The 4,551-nt window shown below is 39.8% G+C and carries 5 protein-coding genes and 1 pseudogene; 5 read left to right on the forward strand and 1 reads right to left on the reverse strand.

What is annotated here, in order from left to right:
* The first annotated feature begins 113 nt into the window (after positions 1–113).
* Complete coding sequence (locus tag IQ224_RS21810) at positions 114–905, forward strand: HAD family hydrolase (RefSeq protein WP_051048487.1); 792 nt, start codon at positions 114–116, stop codon at positions 903–905.
* 60 nt (positions 906–965) lie between these two features.
* On the forward strand, positions 966–1,616 hold the full coding sequence (gene hisG, locus IQ224_RS21815; RefSeq protein WP_002732768.1) for an ATP phosphoribosyltransferase: 651 nt from the start codon (positions 966–968) through the stop codon (positions 1,614–1,616).
* Between the two features lie 274 nt (positions 1,617–1,890).
* On the opposite strand, the gene chrA is transcribed toward hisG, so the two are convergent.
* Complete coding sequence (gene chrA / locus IQ224_RS21820) at positions 1,891–3,048, reverse strand: chromate efflux transporter (RefSeq protein WP_002746343.1); 1,158 nt, start codon at positions 3,046–3,048, stop codon at positions 1,891–1,893.
* Positions 3,049–3,356: 308 nt separating this feature from the next.
* On the opposite strand from chrA, the pseudogene IQ224_RS25165 reads away from it, so the two are divergent.
* The 3 genes and pseudogenes from IQ224_RS25165 to IQ224_RS21830 form a co-directional block, all read left to right on the forward strand.
* Positions 3,357–3,473: pseudogene (locus tag IQ224_RS25165) on the forward strand (TIGR03032 family protein); the annotation flags it as partial.
* Positions 3,474–3,563: 90 nt separating this feature from the next.
* On the forward strand, positions 3,564–3,983 hold the full coding sequence (locus tag IQ224_RS21825; protein ID WP_036402075.1) for an element excision factor XisH family protein: 420 nt from the start codon (positions 3,564–3,566) through the stop codon (positions 3,981–3,983).
* Complete coding sequence (locus IQ224_RS21830) at positions 3,968–4,306, forward strand: XisI protein (protein WP_002746346.1); 339 nt, start codon at positions 3,968–3,970, stop codon at positions 4,304–4,306. The genes IQ224_RS21825 and IQ224_RS21830 overlap by 16 nt, the downstream gene beginning before the upstream one ends.
* The last annotated feature ends 245 nt before the right edge of the window (positions 4,307–4,551 follow it).

Below are 4,551 nucleotides of genomic sequence, written 5' to 3' on the forward strand. Positions count from 1 at the left end.
GTGTAGGGTGTGGGGTGTGGGGAAGTGGGAAGAATAAATAAAATAATCTCCTATCTCCTGACTCGGAGACTCCTGACTCGGAGACTCCTGTCTCCTTAATCCTGAAAGCTAAAATGATGACTGACAATATAGATAAAAATAAGGAGGTTTATTTGCCGATAATTCGCTGTGGTAATCGAGAATTTAGAGATATTCAAGGGATTGTTTTTGATAAGGACGGTACGCTAGAGGATTCGCGAGCTTTCTGGTACGATCGAGCTATAGCCCGGATACAAGCCATTGAATCGCAAATCCCTGGTTTAGAGTTTTTATTAACCAAAACTTTCGGTATTGGGGCAAATAGTCTCAATCCTGCTGGTTTAATGGCAGTGGGCAGCCGCAGAGATAATCATATCGTCGCTGCCGGTTGTATTGCTTCCACCGGCCGGGATTGGTTAACGGCCATGGCGATCGCAAAAGCATCCTTTCAAGCGGCCGATGAAAAGGTTCCCCCCCGCTTAAATCCCCTCTATCCCCACTGTTTAGAAGTAATTCGTTATCTGCACGCGGCCGGTTTACAATTGGCGATTCTTTCCTCCGATACCACAGCACGAGTTGAGCAATTTGTCAAGGAAAATCACCTATTAAATTATATTAAAATTGTTCGGGGATGCGATCGAGGTTTAAGCAAACCCGATCCCTTACTATTGCAAGAAACCTGTCAAGCTTTGGGGACCCCAGTGGACAAAACCCTGATGGTGGGGGATACTAGGGCCGATTGGGAAATGGCTAAACAGGCAAAATCAGCAGCTGCGATCGCAATTAGTTGGCAACCGGAAAACCATCAAGATTTACAATTAGCTGATGTGGTCATTAGAGAACTTACTGCCATCTCGGTTATCAGAGGTGAATTTTCAGTTCACTGATTACTGATTACTGTTTACTGTTCACTGAAAAACCCCACACCCCAATTCATAATTCCCTCTATGCTAACAATTGCCTTACCGAAGGGTGCTTTACTAAACGAAAGTATCCAAATATTTCAAAAGATTGGCTTAGATTTTAGTGCCTTTCTTGACTCAAAAAATCGCCAATTACAGATTACCGACCCCACTAACCAAGCGAAAGCGTTATTAGTCAGAGCCACAGATGTACCAGTTTATGTAGAATACGGTCAGGCACAATTAGGCATCGCCGGTTATGATATTTTATTGGAAAAATCTCCCGATGTGGCTAATTTAATTGACCTAAAATTTGGTTATTGTCGGATGTCGGTAGCTGTCCCTGCTGATAGTCCCTATCAAAGTCCCTTAGATATTCCCCATCACGGTAAAGTTGCCTCAAAATTTGTCAATTGTGCTAAGGATTATTTTCGTCGTTTAGATATTCCCGTCGAGATTATACCTCTCTATGGTTCCGTAGAATTAGGCCCGATTACGGGGATGTCAGAAGCGATAGTTGACCTAGTTTCCACTGGTCGAACTTTACGCGAAAATGGTTTAGTAGAAATTGCCGAATTATTTGCTAGTAGCGCTCGATTAATCGCCCATCCCCTCAGCTATAGACTAAATCGCGATCAGATTTATAACTGGGTAGAAAAGCTCAGAGAACCAACTACATCAATGGCAAAAGTTTAACAAATCAGCACCCCCCTTATTAAGCTATCCCTTATAGGGATCTTTCTTAACAATTTTTGCAGTAAGCACTCCAACCTTTATCCTGACTTGATTTCAGTTTTTTCTTTGTTTTGTAAGGGTGTCAACAAGGAATATTACAAATTGTTAACCGAGTCTTGAAAGCCTTGTGCTACAAAGGTTTGAAATGTTAAGAAAGATGTGACTAAAGGACAGTCTTATTAAGGGGGGATCAAAGGCAAAATCTATTTAATTAGAACCATTTACTTATTTCCCCCTAACCTAATTGTTTTAAGAGCAAACCAATAAGCGCACCAGCCAGAATTAACCAAGTAGAATTAACTTGAAAACGTAGTAAAAGAATACCAGATATAAGAGATAGAATGATAGACAATAAATTAAAAGGTAAATCCCCGTAGGGTTGTAACCAAGTAGCTAGAGCTAAATTAAAAATTACCGCTACCATTAAAGCCACTGCACTAGCATTAATTGCGTCTAAAAAAGCCCCTGCCCAAGCAGATTGTCTCAGTTTAGGAATGAGAGGATTAAGTAATAAAACAAAGATAAAAGAAGGAAAGAAAATCGCTAGAGTTGCCACAATTGCCCCCGATACTCCTAATATTTGATAACCGATAAAAGTGGCTGTGGATAACACCGGGCCGGGGGTAAATTGACCGATAGCAATAGCATCTAATAATTGTTGTCGGGTTAACCATCCTTTTCCCTGCACTAAATCTGCTTCTAAAAAGGCAACTAACACATAACCACTACCAAATAAAACACTACCCACCTTGAGAAAAAATAGCCCTAATCCTGTTAATGTCGGTGGGATATTGCTAGGAGTAGCAACCGCCGTCGCACTGCCTATTCCTGCCACAATCAGGGGAAAAGTAGCGAATTTTTTGAGGATAAACATCCCGATAATTCCGCCTAACAGTAAAGCGATAATTTCATTTAAACCTAAGATTAATAATCCAATAACTCCCAATCCGATGAAGAATAATTGACGGGTTTTCAGTGCCTTTTTACCTAAGCGCCACAGTGCCTGAAAAATCACCGCAATTACTACCGGTTTAATCCCGGCAAAAATCGGAGCCACATCCGGTAAAGTCCCGTAGGTAGTATAAATCCAAGCTAGAAAACCTGTAATTAACACCGCAGGAGTGATAAAACAAACCCCGGTGATTATTAAACCCGCTAAACCACCAAAAATATAACCGATATGAATAGCCATTTCCGTGGAATTGGGACCAGGAATCAGATTAGTGGCCCCCACCAAATCGAGAAATCGCTCCTTAGTCATCCAACCGCGACGCTTAACCACTTCTTCCTCCATTAAAGCGATATGGGCAGCCGGACCACCAAAACCGATAATGCCGATTTTGAGAAATAAAAGGGCAAGTTGCGAGAGATTGGGAGGCGATGAAGTCAGCATTTTCTGATTACCAATAGTTTTTCTAGAATCAAGTTTATATCCAAAAGAATAAGCTTAAGTTAAATTCTTGGCTAGATTTCGTCAATTCCAAAATTCCATAATTGCAAAAGTGTTTTACACAAACTCAATTATAAATATTTAATGCTCCCGTTCAAGTAAATTTGATACAAAAAAAGTTAAGAAAACTTTATAAATAATATTGATTAATTTGTCTATAATAGAACCCATTAATGCCAACTGAAATCACAATAAACCATAGACAATAATCAATTATCACAATCGATTCTAATCCATGCAAAAAAAACTCTATGGACAGATTGCCGCCTAACACTAACCAGTTTTCAGATACCCAAGAGCCAGCAGCGAGTCCATCTCAGCACCAAGCAGTGCCAGTCAATTATCTCGAACTGCTACCAGAATTGCTGTAGGCACTCGTCTTTTGATTTTTACAAGAGGTCTTGAGAACAGAAAAATTTGCTATACTGCTGATTAGAGTATTTATCCTCTGAATTTTTGTGTCTGCACGAGATATTTACCACGACACTGTAAAACTTGCTTTAGAGAAGGACGGGTGGGCAATCACTCACGATCCTTTTCCACTTCAAATTGGCAAGAAGCGTTTATCCGCTGATTTGGGAGCAGAACGCTTAATCAGTGCGGAGAAAGAATTGCGGAAAATTGTCGTTGAAGTGAAAAGCTTTGTAGGACAGTCTGACGTAAAGGATTTACAGCAAGCTTTGGGGCAGTACGTCTTGTATCGTCAAATCCTTAACGAGATGAAAGTTGAGCGAGTTCTTTATCTGGCCATATCTCAGCCAACTTTTAACAGTGTTTTTAGTATAGAATTAGGGCAGGTATTGCTAAAGAATCAGATTGTGAAATTAATTGTCTTTGATGATGAAAGTGAGGTAATCGTGCAATGGATACCCAATTAAAATATCAAGGTATTATTAAGACTGTTCTCCAGAATCATGCTAACTATCGTGCTACTTTACCTGATGGCTACACTTCTCAGGTTATATTTGATGATGAACGAGGACATTATCTAGTTTTAGATTTCGGTTGGAGTGGTAATAAGTATCTCCATGCAACACCAATTCACCTTAGCTTGGTTGTCGATAAAGTCTGGATTCAATGTGATGAAACGGAGGAAGGCATCGCTACTGATTTGATGGAGGCAGGTATTCCCAAAGAAGATATAGTCCTGGGTTTTCGTTATCCTAAAATACGCAAATATACGGGATTTGCTGTGGCTTAGTGACCAGAAATGTTGAATCTGTGCATAAAACTTTATACACAAGCTTAAATTGCAAAAGTGTTTTACACAAACTCAATCATAAGTATTTAATACTACCGTTCAGGTAAATTTGATACAAAAAAAGTTAAGAAAACTTTATAAATAATATTGATTAATTTGTCTATAATAGACCCCATTAATACCAACTGAAACCCATCACCACCCCCCTTATTAAGGGGGGCAAGGGGGGATCAAACCTTATTAAG

This window comes from Microcystis sp. LEGE 00066 (genome assembly GCF_015207925.1).
Classification (GTDB): domain Bacteria; phylum Cyanobacteriota; class Cyanobacteriia; order Cyanobacteriales; family Microcystaceae; genus Microcystis; species Microcystis ichthyoblabe_A.

What these genes read in the sequence shown, in the direction of transcription:
- IQ224_RS21810 (WP_051048487.1), top strand. Translation starts at nt 114, where the DNA reads ATGATGACTGACAATATAGATAAAAATAAGGAGGTTTATTTGCCGATA.
- hisG (WP_002732768.1), top strand. Translation starts at nt 966, where the DNA reads ATGCTAACAATTGCCTTACCGAAGGGTGCTTTACTAAACGAAAGTATC.
- chrA (WP_002746343.1), bottom strand. Translation starts at nt 3,048, where the DNA reads ATGCTGACTTCATCGCCTCCCAATCTCTCGCAACTTGCCCTTTTATTT.
- IQ224_RS21830 (WP_002746346.1), top strand. Translation starts at nt 3,968, where the DNA reads ATGGATACCCAATTAAAATATCAAGGTATTATTAAGACTGTTCTCCAG.